This is a genomic window from Pseudomonas sp. TSRC2-2 (assembly GCF_049897785.1).
Classification (GTDB): Bacteria; Pseudomonadota; Gammaproteobacteria; order Pseudomonadales; family Pseudomonadaceae; genus Aquipseudomonas.
On record NZ_JAFCWZ010000002.1, the window covers coordinates 518,376 to 534,951 of the forward strand.

At 59.5% G+C, this 16,576-nt stretch carries 12 protein-coding genes; all 12 read right to left on the bottom strand.

Annotated elements, in window-relative coordinates:
* Positions 1-4: 4 nt before the first annotated feature.
* Positions 5-1,636: a CTP synthase gene (locus tag ACP7D9_RS05525; protein WP_016771462.1), complete on the bottom strand. Its 1,632-nt coding sequence runs from the start codon at positions 1,634-1,636 to the stop codon at positions 5-7.
* Between the two features lie 274 nt (positions 1,637-1,910).
* On the bottom strand, positions 1,911-3,239 hold the full coding sequence (gene tilS / locus ACP7D9_RS05530) for a tRNA lysidine(34) synthetase TilS (RefSeq protein ID WP_426156077.1): 1,329 nt from the start codon (positions 3,237-3,239) through the stop codon (positions 1,911-1,913).
* A 130-nt stretch (positions 3,240-3,369) separates the two neighbouring features.
* Positions 3,370-4,317 carry an acetyl-CoA carboxylase carboxyltransferase subunit alpha gene (locus tag ACP7D9_RS05535; RefSeq protein ID WP_126360655.1) on the bottom strand — a complete coding sequence of 316 codons (948 nt, stop codon included), beginning with the start codon at positions 4,315-4,317 and terminating at the stop codon, positions 3,370-3,372.
* Between the two features lie 139 nt (positions 4,318-4,456).
* Positions 4,457-7,978 carry a DNA polymerase III subunit alpha gene (gene dnaE / locus ACP7D9_RS05540; protein ID WP_426156079.1) on the bottom strand — a complete coding sequence of 1,174 codons (3,522 nt, stop codon included), beginning with the start codon at positions 7,976-7,978 and terminating at the stop codon, positions 4,457-4,459.
* 76 nt (positions 7,979-8,054) lie between these two features.
* Positions 8,055-8,681: a ribonuclease HII gene (rnhB, locus tag ACP7D9_RS05545; protein ID WP_426156182.1), complete on the bottom strand. Its 627-nt coding sequence runs from the start codon at positions 8,679-8,681 to the stop codon at positions 8,055-8,057.
* Between the two features lie 11 nt (positions 8,682-8,692).
* Positions 8,693-9,823, bottom strand: a complete 1,131-nt coding sequence (gene lpxB / locus ACP7D9_RS05550; protein WP_101157877.1) for a lipid-A-disaccharide synthase — start codon at positions 9,821-9,823, stop codon at positions 8,693-8,695.
* 2 nt (positions 9,824-9,825) lie between these two features.
* Positions 9,826-10,602 carry an acyl-ACP--UDP-N-acetylglucosamine O-acyltransferase gene (gene lpxA, locus ACP7D9_RS05555; RefSeq protein WP_016771468.1) on the bottom strand — a complete coding sequence of 259 codons (777 nt, stop codon included), beginning with the start codon at positions 10,600-10,602 and terminating at the stop codon, positions 9,826-9,828.
* Entirely contained in the window at positions 10,599-11,039 is a 441-nt protein-coding gene (gene fabZ / locus ACP7D9_RS05560) for a 3-hydroxyacyl-ACP dehydratase FabZ (RefSeq protein WP_016771469.1), read from the bottom strand. Before fabZ ends, lpxA begins: the two co-directional genes overlap by 4 nt.
* Positions 11,040-11,145: 106 nt before the next feature.
* Entirely contained in the window at positions 11,146-12,201 is a 1,056-nt protein-coding gene (gene lpxD, locus ACP7D9_RS05565; protein WP_426156082.1) for a UDP-3-O-(3-hydroxymyristoyl)glucosamine N-acyltransferase, read from the bottom strand.
* 3 nt (positions 12,202-12,204) lie between these two features.
* On the bottom strand, positions 12,205-12,708 hold the full coding sequence (locus tag ACP7D9_RS05570) for an OmpH family outer membrane protein (RefSeq protein ID WP_042557882.1): 504 nt from the start codon (positions 12,706-12,708) through the stop codon (positions 12,205-12,207).
* A 45-nt stretch (positions 12,709-12,753) separates the two neighbouring features.
* Positions 12,754-15,144, bottom strand: a complete 2,391-nt coding sequence (bamA, locus tag ACP7D9_RS05575; RefSeq protein WP_101157874.1) for an outer membrane protein assembly factor BamA — start codon at positions 15,142-15,144, stop codon at positions 12,754-12,756.
* A 74-nt stretch (positions 15,145-15,218) separates the two neighbouring features.
* On the bottom strand, positions 15,219-16,571 hold the full coding sequence (gene rseP, locus ACP7D9_RS05580) for a sigma E protease regulator RseP (protein WP_397504698.1): 1,353 nt from the start codon (positions 16,569-16,571) through the stop codon (positions 15,219-15,221).
* Between the last annotated feature and the right edge of the window lie 5 nt (positions 16,572-16,576).

A 16,576-nucleotide genomic window follows, 5' to 3' on the forward strand; every position in this document is an offset into this window, starting at 1 on the left:
CGGGTTACGCCTTCTTCTGGTGTTGAGCCAACGCGGCTTTGACAAAACCGCTGAACAGCGGGTGGCCGTCGCGTGGTGTCGAGGTGAACTCTGGGTGGAACTGGCAGGCGACGAACCATGGATGATCCGGCGCTTCGACCACTTCGACCAGCGCGGCATCGGCGGAACGACCGGAGATTTTCAGGCCGGCTTCAATGATCTGCGGCAGCAGGTTGTTGTTCACTTCGTAACGGTGACGGTGGCGCTCGACAATCACGTCCTTGCCGTAGCAGTCGTGAACTTTGGAGCCCGGCTCGAGCAGGCAATCCTGGGCGCCGAGGCGCATGGTGCCGCCCAGATCGGACGCTTCGGTACGCACTTCGACAGCGCCGGTGGCGTCTTCCCACTCGGTGATCAGACCGACAACCGGATGGCCGCTGGCACGATCGAACTCGGTGGAGTTGGCATCTTTCCAGCCCAGTACGTTACGGGCGAATTCGATGACCGCCACTTGCATGCCCAGGCAGATACCGAGGTACGGAACCTTGTTTTCACGAGCGTACTGAACAGCAGTGATCTTGCCTTCCACGCCACGCAGACCGAACCCGCCCGGCACCAGAATCGCGTCGACACCTTCGAGCAGCGCAGTGCCCTGGTTCTCGATGTCTTCGGAGTCGATGTAGCGCAGGTTGACCTTGGTGCGGTTGCTGATGCCGGCGTGACTCATCGCTTCGATCAGCGACTTGTAGGCGTCGAGCAGTTCCATGTACTTGCCGACCATGGCGATGGTCACTTCGTGTTCCGGGTTCAGCTTGGCATCGACCACCGCGTCCCACTCGGACAGGTCAGCGCTGCCGCACTGCAGACCGAAACGCTCAACGACGAAATCGTCCAGACCCTGCGAATGCAGGATGCCCGGGATCTTGTAGATGGTGTCGGCGTCTTCCAGGGCGATCACCGCACGTTCTTCAACGTTGGTGAACTGCGCGATCTTGCGACGCGAGGACACGTCGATCGGGTGATCGGAGCGGCACACCAGCACGTCTGGCTGCAGACCGATCGAACGCAGTTCCTTGACGGAGTGCTGGGTCGGTTTGGTCTTGGTTTCGCCAGCGGTGGCGATGTACGGCACCAGCGTCAGGTGCATCAGCATCGCGCGCTTGGCGCCGACTTCGAAACGCAACTGGCGGATGGCTTCGAGGAATGGTTGCGACTCGATGTCACCGACGGTGCCACCGATTTCGACCATCGCCACGTCTGCGTCACCGGCACCCTTGATGATGCGGCGCTTGATTTCGTCGGTGATGTGCGGGATCACCTGGATGGTTGCACCCAGGTAGTCACCACGGCGCTCTTTGCGCAGCACGTGCTCGTAGACACGGCCAGTGGTGAAGTTGTTGTTCTGGGTCATGGTCGTGCGGATGAACCGCTCGTAGTGACCCAGGTCCAGGTCGGTCTCGGCGCCATCGTGGGTGACGAACACTTCACCGTGCTGGAACGGACTCATGGTGCCTGGATCGACGTTGATGTACGGATCCAGCTTCAGCATGGTGACCTTAAGCCCCCGCGCCTCCAGGATAGCCGCCAATGAAGCCGAGGCAATGCCTTTCCCCAATGAAGAAACAACACCGCCCGTGACGAATATGTAGCGCGTCATGAAAAACCCTAGAAGTCTGCGTTAAAGCGGAACGAGCCGCCGGGGAAAGCGAAGGAAGGCCGAAGCCCCCGATCACCTGCATTAATCACAGTGCACCTTTCGAAAAAACCGCCGCGTTGTGACAGACCGGCAGATGAAACACCGGTACGTTGCTCGCTACACATTTTTTGGAATCGCCCAGCAAAGACTGCTTGGTAATCGGCAACTCCTGCAATTCAGGCGAATCCACAGAAGTTGTATCAAGAAGGGAGCGTAGTCTACCGGAATGCTCCTTTCAGCTCAAACCTTGATCTTCGTCTGTTGGCTGCCAGCGCAACGTCCAGCCTTCGTGCATCTGACCATCCAGACCCGGCAGGTTCGCCACGGCGAGCAGTTCATCGCCGCGAAACAGCAGCGGCAATCTGCCACGGACGAACCCCGGCACAGCGCGTTCGTTGAGCAGACGCTTGAGATCACGGCGGCCACGCTCGGCCAGTTGCATCACCTCACCGCCCTGCCGATAAGCAATGCGCAACGGCCCGGATGGCGCCGCCCCGTCGAACCGCACACGGCCGTTATCGGCCAAGCGTAGCGCCCTCGACGGGGTCTGCCAGTCAGTGCCGATGATTGGCGCGCGCAGCCATTCGCCACTCAGCCACCATACCCGACCCGCGCTGCGGTGCAGTTCGCCATCAGCCAGATGCCAGATGGGCGAAGCATCGGTAGCGGCGTCGCACAGGTCGGTCCAGCCCGACCAGTGGTCAGCGTCCGGCAAACGAGTCAAAGGCTGGAGCCAATGGCTGAGGGCGTTGCGCTGACGAGCCGGAGATAGCGCGGCCAGCGGCGCCAAATCCAGCGAGAATAAACCCAACCATTGGAAATCATGCGCCGTGCGGGCCTGCGCCAGATCCATTTGCGCCAGCTCATCGAGCAAGCCCTGCGCCTCACGCAGATGCGCAACCGTGCGCGCCATGCTCGCTTGCGCTTGTGGCCAGCGCTCGGTCAGCACCGGCATGACTTGGTGGCGCAGATAGTTGCGCGAAAACTGGCGATCCTGGTTCGACGGGTCATCGACCCAGCGCAACTGATGCGCCTGCGCATAACGTTCCAGCTCAACGCGGCTGATATTCAGCAACGGTCGAACCAGTGTGCCCTGCCCCACGGGGCGCTGCTGCGGCATCCCGCCAAGTCCGCGCACACCCGCGCCGCGCAACAGCCGAAACAGCAGCGTTTCCGCTTGGTCGTCGCGGTGCTGACCGGTCAGCAACACGTCATCGGCTTGCGTCAGCGAACTGAAGACGGCATAACGCGCATCCCGCGCCGCCCGCTCCAGGCTCGCCCCCTCCTTCACGCTTACCCGCTCCACTTGCAAAGAGATATCCAGCGCATCGCAGACGGCCTGGCAATGTTGCGGCCACGCATCGCCCGCAGCCTGAAGGCCGTGATGGATATGGATGGCGCTCAGCGCAGGGAGGGATTCGGTTTTCGCCAAGGTGGCGAGCAGATGCAGCAGGACGGTGGAGTCGAGACCGCCGGAGAAGGCGATGCGCCAGTGAGCGGCATTGCGCCAAGGCTCAAGGTTCAGCAGAAGCCGTGAAGGCAAATCCATCGAACGCTGACTCATATCCGCCTCTATGCCCCAATCAAATATGGGAGCGGGCTTGCTCGCGAAGGCGTCTCAGCATTCAACACATTCGTCGACTGTGATACCGCTTTCGCGAGCAAGCCCGCTCCCACATGGGTATTGCGTTCGATCAGAGACCGTAGCTCATCAGGCGATCATAACGGCGCTTGAGCAGCGCTTCGTTATCGAACTGCTTGAGCATCGCCAGTTGCGAGCTCAGCTCGGCGCGGATCGATGCAGCGGCAGCGGCCGGATCACGGTGCGCGCCGCCCAGCGGCTCGCCGATCACCTTGTCGACGATGCCCAGGCCTTTCAGACGCTCGGCGGTAATGCCCATCGCCTCAGCGGCGTCCGGTGCTTTCTCGGCGGTTTTCCACAGGATCGATGCGCAACCTTCCGGCGAGATCACCGCGTAGGTCGAGTACTGCAGCATGTTCAACTGATCGCAAACGCCGATGGCCAGTGCCCCGCCGGAACCACCTTCACCGATAACGGTGGCGATGATCGGGGTCTTCAGACGCGACATCACGCGCAGGTTCCAGGCAATCGCTTCGCTCTGGTTGCGCTCTTCAGCGTCAATGCCAGGGTAGGCACCCGGGGTGTCGATAAAGGTCAGGATCGGCATCTTGAAGCGTTCAGCCATTTCCATCAGACGGCAGGCCTTGCGGTAGCCTTCCGGACGCGGCATGCCGAAGTTGCGGCGAACTTTTTCGCGCACTTCACGGCCCTTCTGGTGGCCGATGATCATCACCGGCTGGTCTTCCAGACGGGCGATACCGCCGACAATAGCAGCGTCGTCGGAGAAATGACGGTCGCCGTGCAGTTCGTCGAACTCGGTGAAGATGTGCTCGATGTAATCGAGGGTGTAAGGACGTTTCGGGTGACGCGCCAGACGTGCGATCTGCCAACTGGTCAGCTTGCCGAAGATGTCTTCGGTGAGCGTCTTGCTCTTGTCCTGCAGGCGGGAGATCTCATCGCCGATATTCAGCGAATTGTCATTACCGACCAAGCGCAACTCTTCGATCTTGGCTTGCAGGTCGGCGATCGGCTGTTCGAAATCTAGAAAATTCGGGTTCATAGGCGTCCGTCTTGGGTCGTGTCCCAAATGAGCTTGGGCCGGCCGGTTGTCTATTCGCGCCCTACCTTAAGGGAGAGGCGCGCTAAGGTCGAGATTAAAAATTCAGGTTGCGGGCAAGCGCAATGATGGCGCCTGCCGGTCAACGGTATTGGAGGAAGACGTTGTCTCGCCCGAACTGGTCACGCAGGGCTTGAATCAACGCATCCGCCGGGTCGATCCGCCAGGTCTCGCCGAACTGCAGCAAGGTCTTCGCATCCGGGCTGGTGTATTCCATGGTCACCGGGCACGCGCCGCGATGACGCTTGAGCAATTCGCCCAACCAGCGTAGCTGATCGCCTTTGAGATCCTGGGTGTGCAGCTTCAGGCGCAGACTCTCGGCCAGATTGGTCCGTGCATCTTCCATGCTCATCACACGCTTGACCCGCAGGCGCAGGCCGCCGGAGAAGTCGTCGTTGCTGACCTCGCCTTCGACCACGACCATCGCGTCGGTCTGCAGCAGCGATTGCGCCGAATGGAACGCATCGGCAAACAGCGACGCTTCGATCCGCCCGGAGCGGTCGTCGAGGGTGATGAAACCCATCTTGTCGCCCTTCTTGTTCTTCATCACCCGCAGGGCAATGATCATCCCCGCCACAGTCTGCGTATCGCGGGCCGGTTTCAGGTCGATGATGCGCTGACGGGCGAAACGGCGGATCTCGCCTTCGTATTCGTCGATCGGGTGACCGGTCAGGTACAGGCCCAGGGTGTCTTTTTCACCCTTCAGACGTTCCTTGAGAGTCAGCTCCTTGGCCTTGCGATGAGACGCATAAACGTCGGCATCTGCCTCGACGAACAAACCGCCAAACAGGTCGGCGTGGCCCGAGTCATGAGTACGCGCGGTCTGCTCGGCCGCCTTGATCGCTTCTTCCATCGCCGCCAGCAGCACAGCGCGGTTGCGGTCGATGTTGGCCTGATAAGCCTTTTGTTCGTCGTGGAAATACGGGCCGAGGCGATCCAGCGCGCCGCTGCGAATCAAACCGTCGAGGGTGCGCTTGTTGATGCGCTTGAGGTCGACCCGCGCGCAGAAATCGAACAGATCCTTGAACGGACCGGCCTGACGCGCTTCGGTAATTGCTTCCACCGGACCTTCACCGACACCCTTGATCGCGCCGAGGCCATAAACAATGCGGCCATCGTCGTTCACCGTGAACTTGAACTCCGACGTGTTCACGTCCGGCGCGTCGAGGCGCAGCTTCATCGTCCGCACTTCCTCGATCAAGGTCACGACCTTGTCGGTGTTGTGCATATCCGCCGAAAGTACCGCGGCCATGAACGGCGCCGGGTAGTGGGCTTTCAGCCAGGCGGTCTGGTATGACACCAGGCCGTAGGCGGCGGAGTGGGATTTGTTGAAGCCGTAACCGGCGAATTTTTCCACCAGGTCGAAAATGTTACCGGCAAGGTCGGCATCGATGCCGTTGGTCGCGCAACCTTCAATGAAACCGCCGCGCTGCTTGGCCATTTCCTCGGGCTTTTTCTTACCCATCGCCCGACGCAGCATGTCCGCGCCACCGAGGGTGTAACCGGCCATGACCTGAGCGATCTGCATCACCTGTTCCTGATACAGGATGATGCCGTAAGTCGGCGCCAAGACTGGCTTGAGGCCGTCGTACTGGTAGTCCGAGTGCGGATAGGCCAGCTCGGCGCGCCCGTGCTTACGGTTGATGAAGTCGTCCACCATGCCCGATTGCAGCGGGCCCGGACGGAACAGCGCTACCAGAGCGATCAAGTCTTCCAGGCAGTCGGGCTTGAGCTTTTTGATCAGCTCTTTCATGCCCCGCGATTCAAGCTGGAACACCGCCGTGGTTTCGGCTTTTTGCAGCAACTGGTAAGTCGGTTTGTCGTCCAGCGGAATAAACGCGATATCCAGCGGCGGTTCGTTGACCTTGGCACGGTCGCGGTTGATGGTTTTCAACGCCCAGTCGATGATCGTCAGGGTTCGCAGGCCGAGGAAGTCGAACTTGACCAGACCGGCCGCTTCAACGTCATCCTTGTCGAACTGGGTCACCAGACCGTCACCGGCCTCGTCGCAATAGATTGGCGAGAAGTCGGTCAGTTTGGTCGGTGCGATCACCACGCCACCGGCGTGCTTGCCGACGTTACGCACCACGCCTTCGAGCTTGCGCGCCATCTCCCAGATTTCCGCGGCCTCTTCATCGACCTTGATGAAGTCACGCAGGATCTCTTCCTGCTCGTAGGCTTTTTCGAGGGTCATGCCGACTTCGAACGGAATCATCTTCGACAGACGATCCGCCAGTCCGTAGGACTTGCCCTGCACCCGCGCCACGTCGCGCACCACAGCCTTGGCGGCCATGGAACCGAAGGTGATGATCTGGCTCACCGCGTTGCGGCCGTATTTCTCGGCCACGTAGTCGATCACGCGGTCGCGACCGTCCATGCAGAAGTCGACGTCGAAGTCGGGCATGGAAACCCGCTCCGGGTTGAGGAAACGTTCGAACAGCAGGTCATATTCCAGCGGGTCGAGGTCGGTGATCTTCTGTACGTAGGCCACCAGCGAACCGGCACCCGACCCCCGGCCCGGACCTACCGGTACACCGTTGTTCTTGGCCCACTGGATAAAGTCCATCACGATCAGGAAGTAACCGGGGAAGCCCATCTGGATGATGATATCCAGCTCGAAATTCAAGCGGTCGACATAGACCTGACGCTTGGCTTCGTAGTCTTCGGTAGTGTCTTTGGGCAGCAGCACTGCCAAGCGTTCTTCAAGACCTTCGAAGGACACCTTGCGGAAATATTCGTCGATGGTCATCCCATCGGGGATCGGGAAGTTGGGCAGGAAGTGCGTGCCCAGCTTCACTTCGATGTTGCAGCGCTTGGCAATCTCGACGGTGTTTTCGATCGCGTCGGGGATATCGCTGAACAGCTCGAGCATTTCCTCGGCGCTTTTGAGGTATTGCTGATCGCTGTAATTCTTCGAACGGCGCGGATCGTCAAGGGCGCGGCCTTCACCGATGCATACGCGGGTTTCGTGGGCAGCAAAGTCTTCCTGCTTGATGAAGCGCACATCGTTGGTCGCCACCAGCGGCGCACCCAGCTTGTCGGCCAAGGCCACGGCACCGTGCAGTTGCTCTTCATCGTTAGGGCGATTGGTACGCTGGATTTCAAGATAGAAGCGATCCGGGAACACGGCCATCCACTCGCGAGTCAGCGCTTCGGCTTCCGCCGGGTTGCCGCCGATCATGGCCATGCCGATCTCGCCTTCTTTGGCGGCGGACAGCATGATCAGGCCATCGCTGGCCTCGGCCACCCACTCGCGCTCGACGATGACCATGCCGTTGCGCTGGCCTTCGATGAACCCGCGCGAGATCAGTTCGGTGAGATTGCGATAACCCTGAGCGTTCATCACCAGCAGGCTGAGGCGGCTCAGCGGTGCATCCGGGTCTTTGTTCGCCAGCCACAGGTCGGCGCCGCAGATCGGCTTGATGCCGGCGCCCATGGCGTTTTTATAGAACTTGACCAGGGAACACATGTTGTTCTGGTCGGTGACCGCGACCGCCGGCATGTTCATGGCGGTCAGCGCCTTGACCAGCGGCTTGATTCGCACCAGCCCGTCGACCAGGGAGTATTCAGTGTGCAGGCGTAGATGAACGAATGAAGCCGGCATGGTGATCCTGTCCAGTTACATAAAGACAACGAGGCCCGGATTGTACCGGGCCTGAATTAAAACATCAGCCTTGCGCCTAAACCTGCGTCAGGCTTTCCAGCGCCTCGTAAGCCAGGCGCACCGGGGCGAAAGAGCGACGGTGAATCGGCGTCGGGCCGAGCCGCGCCAGTGCTTCCAGATGAACGGGTGTCGGGTAGCCTTTATGGCCGCCAATGCCGTAGCCCGGGTAGATCAATTCGAACGCCGCCATCTCGCGATCACGACTGACCTTGGCCAGAATCGACGCCGCTGCGATCGCCGGCACCTTGCCGTCACCTTGAATCACCGCTTCAGCGCGCATTGGCAAATGCGGGCAGCGGTTGCCGTCAATCATCGCCAGTTTCGGCTGAACGTGCAGGCCGGCGACCGCACGCTGCATGGCCAGCATGGTCGCGTGCAGAATGTTCAAATCATCGATTTCTTCGACTTCGGCGCGGGCGATGCACCAGCTCAGGGCCTTTTCGCAGATCTCTTCGTAGAGCTTTTCGCGCTTGGCTTCGGTGAGTTTCTTCGAATCGTCGAGGCCAAGAATCGGCCGATTCGGATCAAGAATCACTGCCGCCGTCACCACCGCGCCGCACAACGGGCCACGCCCCACTTCATCGACACCGGCGACCAGTTCGTCGACTTCGGCGACCAGGGTGAAATCCAGGCCCATCTGCATGCTTGTCTTGCTCATTGTGGTTTGCCGATCAGGTCGAGGACGGCTTGCGCCGCCTGATTGGAAGCATCGCGCCGCAACGTGCGGTGGATCTCGTCGAAGCCGCGGGTCTGTTCCTCGCCGTCATCGATCAAGGGCGACAGCGTCTGTGCCAACGCCTCGACAGTCGCATCATCCTGTAACAACTCCGGCACCAGCAAGCGCTGGGCGAGCAAGTTGGGCAGCGACACGTACGGGCTTTTGACCATGCGCTTGAGAATCCAGAACGTCAGCGGCGCCAGCCGATACGCCACCACCATCGGCCGTTTGTACAGCAGCGCTTCAAGGGTAGCAGTGCCCGATGCGATCAACACGGCGTTGCACGCGGCAAGGGCCAGATGCGATTTACCATCGAGCAACGTCACCGGCAAATCGCGGCCGGCGAGCAACGCTTCAAGTTGCACGCGGCGCTCCGGATTGGCACAAGGAATGACAAAGCGCACGCCCGCTCGCATGTCGCGCAGACGTTCGGCGGTATCCAGAAACAGCGCGCCGAGGCGACTGACTTCACCGCCACGGCTGCCCGGCATCAGCGCGACCAGCGGACCGTCGGGCAAGCCCAGCTCGGCACGTGCAGCGGCGCGATCAGCCTCAAGCGGAATGGTATCGGCCAAGGTGTGACCGACGAAGCGCACCGGCACCCCTTTCTCTTCGTAGAACTTCGCTTCGAACGGCAACAGAGTGAGCATCAGATCGCAGCCTTCACGAATCTTCAGCACGCGCTTTTGCCGCCATGCCCACACCGACGGGCTGACGTAATGCACGGTTTTGATCCCGGCCTGACGCAGCTTGAGTTCGATATTGAGATTGAAATCCGGAGCGTCGATGCCAATGAACACGTCTGGCTTCGCGGCGATCAGCGTGGCGATCAGTTCTTTTCGGCGCTTGAGCAATTCACGCAGCCGACCCAGAACTTCCACCAATCCCATGACCGACAAGCGTTCCATGGGAAAGTACGAAGTCAGGCCTTCGGCCTGCATCAGCGGACCGCCGACACCGATGAATTCGACTGCCGGGTGCTGAGCCTTGAGCGCACGCATGAGGCCGGCGCCGAGGATGTCACCGGAAGCCTCACCCGCCACCAGCGCAATACGCAGACTGGCCATGATCAGCGGGTGATGCCGCGAGTCGATGCCTGGATCGAATCGCGGAACACGGCGACTTCAGGGAACTGCGCAGATGGCTCGGCCAGCTCGGCCAGTGCCTGCTCGACCGTCAGGCCCTGGCGATAAACCGTCTTGTAGGCACGACGCAGGGCGTGGATTGCATCTTCGCTGAAACCGCGGCGGCGCATGCCTTCGAAGTTCATGCTGCGCGCTTCGGCCGGGTTACCGAATACGGTGACGAACGCCGGAACGTCCTTGCCGATCGCCGTGCCCATGCCGGAAAAACTGTGCGCGCCAATGTGGCAGTACTGATGAACGAGAGTGAAGCCGGAGAGAATCGCCCAGTCGTCCACGTGTACATGTCCGGCCAGCGCAGTGTTGTTGACCAGAATGCAGTGATTGCCGATGACGCTGTCGTGACCGATGTGGGCATAGGCCATGATCAGGTTGTGATCACCCAGAGTGGTTTCCGAACGGTCCTGAACGGTGCCACGATGAATGGTCACGCCTTCGCGGATAACGTTGTGGTCACCGATTACCAGGCGGGTTTCCTCGCCTTTGTATTTCAGATCCGGGGTGTCTTCGCCTACCGAGGAAAACTGGTAGATACGATTGTGTTTACCAATGCGGGTCGGCCCCTTGAGGATCACATGCGGCCCGATCACGGTACCCTCGCCGATTTCCACACCTGCGCCGATGATCGACCACGGGCCGACCTCGACGCCGTCAGCCAGAACGGCGGACGGATCGATGATTGCGCGAGGGTCAATCAAACTCATACTTTCTGTTCCGCACAGATGATTTCTGCCGAGCAGACCGGCTTGCCATCAACCGAAGCCTGGCACTCGAACTTCCAGATCTTGCGCTTGCAACTGATGAAGGTCGCTTCAAGGATCAACTGGTCGCCCGGCTTGACTGGCTGGCGGAAGCGCAGCTTGTCGGAGCCGACGAAGTAATACAGGGTGCCGTCGGCCGGTTTGACGTCGAGCATCTTGAAACCAAGTATCCCGGCAGCCTGAGCCATCGCTTCGATGATCAGCACGCCTGGCATGATTGGATGCGCAGGGAAGTGACCATTGAAAAACGGTTCATTGATGCTGACATTCTTGTAGGCGCGAATTCGCTTGCCTTCAGTGTCCAGTTCCACCACCCGGTCCACCAGCAGGAACGGGTAACGGTGAGGCAGGTATTCGCGAATCTCGTTGATGTCCATCATTTCAGGGGGAAGCCTATGTAAAGATTGGGAGCGCGACTGACGCGCACTCCTCTAGCAAATCAAGGAGGCAGTCCAGAGGCTGTGCACACTTGATATGGAAATGGTATCAGCCTTCAGATGAAGCATTGCCGTCAGGGGTCACTTCCCCAGCGCGCTTTTCCAGCTGTTTCAACCGTCGCGCGATGTCATCGAGCTGACGGATACGGGCCGCGCTTTTGCGCCATTCGGCCGCCGGTTGCATGGCTGTGCCGGAAGAATAGGCGCCTGGCTCGGTAATCGAGTGGGTCACCATGGTCATCCCGGTCAGGAAAACGTTGTCGCAAATATCGATGTGGCCGACCAGACCGACACCACCGGCGAGCATGCAGTGCTTGCCGATTTTGGTGCTGCCCGAAATGCCGACACACGCGGCCATGGCAGTGTGATCACCGACCTGGACGTTGTGTGCGATCTGAATCTGGTTGTCGAGCTTCACGCCATTGCCAATCACGGTATCGGCCAGAGCGCCACGGTCGATGGCGGTATTCACGCCGATCTCGACATCGTCGCCGATGGTCACGCCACCGATCTGGGCGATTTTCTGCCAGACGCCTTTTTCGTTGGCGAAGCCGAAGCCCTCACCGCCAATCACCGCACCGGACTGAATGACCACACGCTTGCCGATACGCACATCGTGATACAGCGTGACGCGCGGAGCCAGCCAGCCTGCTTCACCGATCTCGCTACGAGCGCCGACCACGCAATGCGCGCCCAGCGTTACCCGTGCAGCGATGCGTGCACCGGCTTCGATGACCACGAACGGGCCGATGCTGGCACTCGAGTCAACTACCGCATCCGGCGCGATCACCGCTGTCGGGTGAATACCCGCGGCAGCTTTTGGCTTTGGATCGAACAGGTGCGAAATGCGCGCATAGGCCAGGTAAGGATCCGGCACCACCAAAGCATTACCGGCAAAGCCCTCGGCATCGGCTTCCTTGAGCAGCAGCGCAGCTGCCTTCGAACCGGCAAGGTATTTACGGTATTGGGGATTTGCCAGAAAGCTCAACTGAGCTGGGCCAGCCTCTTGCAAAGTGGCTAGCCCAGTAATTTGCGTCTCGGGGTCGCCACGCAGGGTGGCGCCGAGGTGCTCGGCCAACTGGCCGAGCCTGATAGTCACAGTCATGGGTTACTTCAGCTGATTCATGCGCTCGATAACCTGGCGCGTGATGTCGTACTGAGGTTTGACATCGATAACTGCACCACGCTCGAACACCAGGTCAAAACCACCTTTCTTGATGACTTCTTCCACTGCGCCGTCCAGCTTTGGCTTCAGTTGCTTGAGCATTTCGCGGTCGGCAACAGCTTTGGCTTCGTTCAGTTCCTTGGACTGGAACTGGAAGTCGCGGGCCTTTTGCTTGAATTCCAGCTCCAGACGCTCGCGCTCGCCCTGCTGCATCTTGTCACCACCGGCCATCAGACGGTCCTGAATGCCTTTGGCGCTGCTTTCCAAGGTTTTCAGTTTGGTCAGTTGCGGACCGAACTTCTTCTCTGCATCCACCGCGTACTTCTTCGCCGCGTCGGATTCCAGCAGTGCCATCTGATAGTTCAGCACGGCAATTTTCATGTCGGCGAACGCCGGGCCTGCCACCAGTACGGAGGCCAGGAGAACCAATTGAGTCAACTTACGCACGATGCACTCCTACAAAATCCATTGTCGTTATCTTGGGTCAGACGCTTAGAACGTCTGGCCGAGGGAGAATTGGAACACTTGAGTTTCAGCGTCATCCGGTTTCTTGATCGGCATCGCCAGGGCGAAGCTCAACGGCCCCAGTGCAGTGACCCAGGTCACGCCGACACCGACGGAACTGGCCATGTTGCTCAGGCTGATGTCGTTGCATTGAGTGCTGGAAGTCGACCCTGCGGCTGCGTTGGTCGTCTTGTCGCACTTGGAATCGAACACGTTACCTACGTCCCAGAATACGGACGTGCGCAGCGAGCGCTGGTCTTTCACGAAAGGCAGCGGGAACAGCAGCTCAACACCACCTTGAATCAACACGTTACCGCCGAATGGCAGCGGATCCTGATCCGGGTCGGCAAGCGTACCCGAGTTACCCGTTACAGCTGCACCGCGGCTCGGCGTACTGCGCGGGCCAAGGGTGCTGTCCTTGAAGCCACGAACCGAGTTGAAACCACCGGCATAGTAGTTTTCATAGAACGGCAAGCCATCGGTCGAACCGTAGCCGTCGCCATAACCGAGTTCGGAGTGCAGGCGCAGGGTGTAGTTTTCAGTGATCGGCTGGAACAACTGACCACGGTAATCAAGTTTGAAGAACGACAGGTCGCTACCAGGAAGCGTGGTTTCCAGGGTCAGGCTCTGGGAACGACCACGTGTCGGCAGGACGCCTTTGTTCAGGGTCGACTCGGACCAGCCGGCCGAGGCCTTGAAGTTCAGGTAGTTGTCGCCTTCTTTCTCAACGAAGTCGAAAATCTCGTCAACGGTGTAGCGACCGGTGTTGATCTTGTCCTGCTGGGCAGACAGACCGAACGTCAGACGCGAAGTCTCACTGATCGGGTAACCGACGTTGACGCCCGCACCAAGACTGTCTACCGCGTAGCTGGAAATGTCGGCATCGAGTTCATCATAGTCGGTGGTGCGATAGAACGCGTTGTAACCCAGGCTTACGCCATCGGCGGTCCAGTACGGGTCAACGTAGCCAAAGTTGTAGCGGCTCTGGTATTCGCTGCGTGTCAGACCGATGCTGACGCGGTTACCGCTACCGAGGAAGTTGTTCTGGGTGATCGAACCACCGAGGATGAGACCGGCGCTCTGCGCAAAACCAACGCTGGCGGTGATCGAACCGGACGCCTGTTCCTCAACGGCATAGTTCACGTCGACCTGGTCATCGACACCCGGCACAGCCGGCGTCTCAACGTTGACTTCCTTGAAGAAGCCCAGACGCTCCAGACGGGTCTTGGACTGGTCGATCAGGTACGTCGAAGCCCAGCCGCCTTCCATCTGACGCATTTCACGACGCAGCACTTCGTCCTCGGACTTGGTGTTGCCACGGAAATTGATGCGGTTGACGTAGGCACGCTTGCCCGGATCGACAGCGAAAAGAATGTCTACCGTGTGGTCGTCGTCATGCGGCTGTGGCACGCCGTTGACGTTGGCGAAGGTGTAACCTTCGTTACCCAGACGACGAGTGATCAGCTCGGAGGTGGTGGTCATCAGCTTGCGCGAAAACACCTGGCCTTTCTGCACCAGCAACAGCGACTTGATCTGGTCTTCAGGAACTTTCAGGTCACCGCTGAGCTTGACGTCACGAACGGTGTACTTCTCGCCTTCGGTCACGTTGACGGTGATGTAGACGTGCTTCTTGTCCGGGGTAATCGATACCTGGGTCGAAGCGATGTCCATGTTGATGTAGCCGCGGTCCAGGTAGTAGGAGCGCAGACGCTCCAGGTCACCGGAGAGTTTTTCGCGAGCATATTTGTCATCGTTCTTGAAGAACGACAGCCAGTTGGTGGTTTTCAACTCGAACAGGTCGGTCAGGTCTTCCTCGGGGAACACCGTGTTACCGACCACGTTGATGTGCTGAATGGCGGCAACGGTGCCCTCGTTGATCTTCACCTTCAGACCCACACGGTTACGCGGCTGCGAGACCACTTCGGTATCGACGGTAGCCGAATAGCGGCCTTGGGCGACGTACTGACGTTGCAGTTCGTTGCGCACACCTTCGAGAGTGGCACGCTGGAAAATCTCGCCTTCGGACAATCCGGATTGCTTGAGGCCTTTCATCAGGTCTTCAGTGGAAATCGCCTTGTTGCCTTCGATCTCGATACTGGCAACGGATGGGCGTTCAACCACGGTGATCACCAGGACATTGCCTTCGCGGCCCAGCTGGATATCCTGAAAGAAACCGGTTTTGAACAACGCACGAGTGGATTCCACCAGGCGGCGGTCATCCGCCTGCTCGCCGACGTTCAACGGCAAGGCACCAAAGACACTACCCGCGGAGACCCGCTGGAGGCCATTGACGCGAATATCAGAGATAGTGAAGGACTCGGCGTGAACTTCGGCGATCATCAATACGGTGAGAACCGCAGTTAGCAGCAGACGTTTCATGAAGTCCTTTCTTATTCCAACTGGCAATAAACAAACTGCCGCAAAATGCGGCAGATTCGCAATTCAGCGAAGCGTTACAGTCGACCCAGATCGTTGACCAGAGCAAGCAACATCACCCCGACCACCAAACTGATACCGATCTGTATCCCCCAACCTTGCACCCGATCCGACAAGGGGCGACCACGCACCCACTCGATCAGATAAAACAACAAATGCCCCCCATCCAGTACAGGAATGGGCAGCAAATTCAGAACGCCCAGGCTAATACTCAGATAAGCAAGGAAATTCAGGAAATCAGCGACACCCGACTGGGCAGAAGCGCCCGCCACTTTAGCAATGGTTATCGGTCCACTCAAGTTTTTTACCGAGAGCTCGCCGAACAGCATTTTCTTCAGTGAATCCAGCGTCAGAATGCTCATGGTCCAAGTGCGACGGGCGCCCTCGCCAATCGCGGCCAGCGGGCCATAGCTGACCTCGCGGATCATTTCCGGCGGCCAGTCGATGGCTTTCACGCCAGCGCCCAGATAACCGCTTGGCGATTTGCTTTCACCGCGTGCCGCCAGGGTCACAGGGACGTCGATTTGAGCATTGTCGCGCTCGATGCGCAGCATGATTTTGGTATCAGGACGCGTACGAACGGTATCGACTACCTGCTGCCAGTCATCGAGCGGCTGCCCATCGAGCGCCAGCAAGCGATCGCCGGTTTTCAGCCCGGCCGCCTGAGCCGGGCCTTTCGGGTCGAGCTCGGCAAGCACTGGCGGCAAGGCCGGACGCCAAGGACGGATACCCAGCGAACGGATCGGATCCGGTTCGTCGGCACCCTTGAGCCAGTTATCCAGTGCCAGCGTGCGCGGCGACTCAGCGGTCGAGCCCTGGTCGCGCACCAGCAATTGAATCGCACCGCTCTCACCGAGACGACGCACCAGTTGCAGATTGACCGCCGCCCAACCGGAGGTTGGCTCGCCATCGATCGAGACGATCTCCTGACCAGCATTCAGACCGGCCCTGGCGGCAATACTGCCGGACTCGACCGCACCAATGACCGGGCGAACCTGTTCGCTGCCGAGCATCGCCAAAACCCAGAAGAACACCAGCGCCAGCAAAAAGTTGGCAATCGGCCCGGCGGCGACAATGGCGATACGCTGACGCACCGATTTGCGATTGAACGATTGGTCGAGCTGATCGACCGGCACTTCGCCTTCGCGCTCGTCTAGCATCTTGACGTAGCCGCCCAACGGGATCGCCGCTACGACGAATTCGGTGCCTTGCTTGTCATGCCAGCGCAGCAGCGGCATGCCGAAGCCCACGGAAAAACGCAGAACCTTGACGCCACAGCGACGCGCGACCCAGAAGTGGCCGAATTCATGGAAGGTGACCAGCACACCCAGGGCGATCAGGGTGCCGGCAATCATATAGAGCGCGCTCATCTACT

Excerpts from the sequence above, each read along its gene's own strand:
- ACP7D9_RS05525 (WP_016771462.1), bottom strand. The coding sequence starts at position 1,636 with ATGACGCGCTACATATTCGTCACGGGCGGTGTTGTTTCTTCATTGGGG.
- lpxB (WP_101157877.1), bottom strand. The coding sequence starts at position 9,823 with ATGGCCAGTCTGCGTATTGCGCTGGTGGCGGGTGAGGCTTCCGGTGAC.
- rnhB (WP_426156182.1), bottom strand. The coding sequence starts at position 8,681 with ATGCAGATGGGCCTGGATTTCACCCTGGTCGCCGAAGTCGACGAACTG.
- bamA (WP_101157874.1), bottom strand. The coding sequence starts at position 15,144 with ATGAAACGTCTGCTGCTAACTGCGGTTCTCACCGTATTGATGATCGCC.
- lpxA (WP_016771468.1), bottom strand. The coding sequence starts at position 10,602 with ATGAGTTTGATTGACCCTCGCGCAATCATCGATCCGTCCGCCGTTCTG.
- dnaE (WP_426156079.1), bottom strand. The coding sequence starts at position 7,978 with ATGCCGGCTTCATTCGTTCATCTACGCCTGCACACTGAATACTCCCTG.
- fabZ (WP_016771469.1), bottom strand. The coding sequence starts at position 11,039 with ATGATGGACATCAACGAGATTCGCGAATACCTGCCTCACCGTTACCCG.
- rseP (WP_397504698.1), bottom strand. The coding sequence starts at position 16,571 with ATGAGCGCGCTCTATATGATTGCCGGCACCCTGATCGCCCTGGGTGTG.
- ACP7D9_RS05535 (WP_126360655.1), bottom strand. The coding sequence starts at position 4,317 with ATGAACCCGAATTTTCTAGATTTCGAACAGCCGATCGCCGACCTGCAA.
- lpxD (WP_426156082.1), bottom strand. The coding sequence starts at position 12,201 with ATGACTGTGACTATCAGGCTCGGCCAGTTGGCCGAGCACCTCGGCGCC.
- tilS (WP_426156077.1), bottom strand. The coding sequence starts at position 3,239 with ATGAGTCAGCGTTCGATGGATTTGCCTTCACGGCTTCTGCTGAACCTT.